The sequence below is a fragment of the Candidatus Obscuribacterales bacterium genome, from assembly GCA_036703605.1.
Lineage (GTDB): Bacteria > Cyanobacteriota > Cyanobacteriia > RECH01 > RECH01 > RECH01.
Window position 1 is genome coordinate 1 of the sequence record DATNRH010000048.1, and the last position, 2,115, is coordinate 2,115.

At 52.3% G+C, this 2,115-nt stretch carries 2 protein-coding genes; both read right to left on the reverse strand.

The genetic code is table 11. The features are described from left to right. Positions 1-109: 109 nt before the first annotated feature. On the reverse strand, positions 110-805 hold the full coding sequence (locus tag V6D20_01170; protein ID HEY9814408.1) for a hypothetical protein: 696 nt from the start codon (positions 803-805) through the stop codon (positions 110-112). A gap of 32 nt (positions 806-837) precedes the next feature. After that, positions 838-1,851 carry a hypothetical protein gene (locus V6D20_01175; protein ID HEY9814409.1) on the reverse strand — a complete coding sequence of 338 codons (1,014 nt, stop codon included), beginning with the start codon at positions 1,849-1,851 and terminating at the stop codon, positions 838-840. Positions 1,852-2,115 lie beyond the last annotated feature (264 nt).

The following is a 2,115-nucleotide window of genomic DNA, read 5'->3' on the forward strand; positions in this document are numbered from 1 at the left end:
TTTATTTCCGCTTTTGGCCGCCCCTGAGCTGAGGGCTGAGATTAAGCGCATCGCGGCCAAAAAAAGAGGCGGGCCAGAGCCCGCCTCGAAAAGATGAATGGGCGCTCGCTCAGTCGTTGCGACGGCGGCGCAGCAGAAGCAGCGCACCAAGGCCACCGAGGAGAGCGACCGAGGGTTCGGGAACGGCTTCAAGTTTGAGAGTGGAATAAACTTCATTGTCATCGGGGGCTAAGCCCGATGCGTTGCCAGTATAACTTCCAACAGATCCAAAAATAGGAGCAGCACCACCTAGGGGGTTCGCGTTGTATTGGTTTTCGCCAGCAGTATCGTCGGCGATCGTTCCAATCGCCTTGAGAGCAAATGCTGTAGAGCTAGCCAACGTGCTGCCATTGCCAACGAAGACATACATCTGTTCACCAATTAGTCCACTGAGCGCATTGTCTGCTCTAATCTCGGGACCATCCACTAGAGGCCCTTGAACGTAGCCAGGGCGCTCCGAACCCAGAAGGTAACTACCTGTACCAGCTATGAATGAGGCTTGGACGTTAAAGTCATCAATCGTGGAGTAAATGTTAGCGATGTCGGTATCGATCACATATCCGTCTGAGAAATAACCGATGGTAACAATCCCTAAACCTGGGGTGGCTCCGCCGGCACTTCCATCCATCAGTGAATTGTCCACATTTTGATAAAGCGCGTCGCTAGAACCTAAACCTGTAACAGGGTTAGCGACTAGATAGTTGGCCGCTGACGCGGTAATCGACATCAATACCGACGCGGAGATGGTGAGCAGAATAGGCTTCATAAGGGAAATCGGAGAGAGAACAAGGAAATGGATTACAGCCCTGTGTAGCTGTCGGGCACTTTGAGGTCGAGCTCGCTGTCATCCGCACCCCTCTTTTGGATCAGAATGGCAGAGGTTAATTCGACAGCCTCAGCCTCAGCCTGGCTGAGATCTACTGTGGAATTGTCCGCATCCCTCCAGTTGCCTGACACAGCGGACTTGAAATATTTTTTGTATGTTAAATCACCTTGTTGGACCCAAACCAAATCAGCAACGGTCGGCGCAAGCCCTGCTTGGACGTCATCTTCCAGCCCTGCATTAAAGAGGTTCAATCCGGCAGGAGCCACTCTGCTGACCACGTTAAAACCTTGGCCGAGAACAGTAATGGTTCCCACGGTTTTCACTTCACCAGTCAGCGTCAGCGTTGCCGCAGTAGATTGTCTTTTCTGAATAAAGATCCCATCAGCGTAAACGATGGGCACATTTGGAGAAGCTGTGTTGGTGCTAGCATCACGAAATTCGCTGAAAGAGACGTTAAGGTAATACTTGTTGTAAACACCGGGGGCAGTGGGAACCCAAACAAGATCCGCAACGGTTGAGGCGAGACCAGCTTGCAGCACGCCACCCGAGCCAAGGGAGTTGGTGGTAAATATCTCCTCAAGCGTCGGAGCGAGACGAAGCTTGTAGCTGTCACCGCTAGCCAATCCAAGGGTATGGAGCTCATCAGGTGTAGTGATAACAGTGCCGCTTATGTCAGTGTCGGCAATGACTTGGATGGTGCCGATGAGCGCGGGGTCAGAAGCGTCGGTAATTTCCAGAATGTATGTCCTGCCAGCTTCCGGTGTTATGGAAAGCTCATTATCGGTCAAATCCGAACCGGTGGCCCCTGCGGCGACATTCTCTAAAACTCCCTGAGCTGCTGGCGTTGGATGCAACGTAAGTCCTACCAGGTTGAAACCCTGACCAAGGTCTTGGGAGACATAACCAACCGGGGTGGTGGATTCCGCATTTGCTGTGGTCAATGCGCCGATGGCGATCGCAGAACATAAGAGGGAGGTCGCTTTCATGATGGTTTCTGGTTGGGGGGACCTGTGCTTGGGTTTTTGCAGGCGGTGTTGGATTTACTTGGTAGTTACTCGAAAGTTAATACTAGGGAGTTTCGTTAGACGATTTCGTGTGGCCGTTGGGGGCGCCGCCACTTTGTCACCGCTAGCCTGTAAAGCCGACGGCATGGGTAAATTTGGCCCAAATGACACATTGCGTCAAGCGGCCAGCTGTCCTTTTTTAATTGGGCTATTGGTACCTTTTGGGGTCCAGTTCGCCCCTCGTTC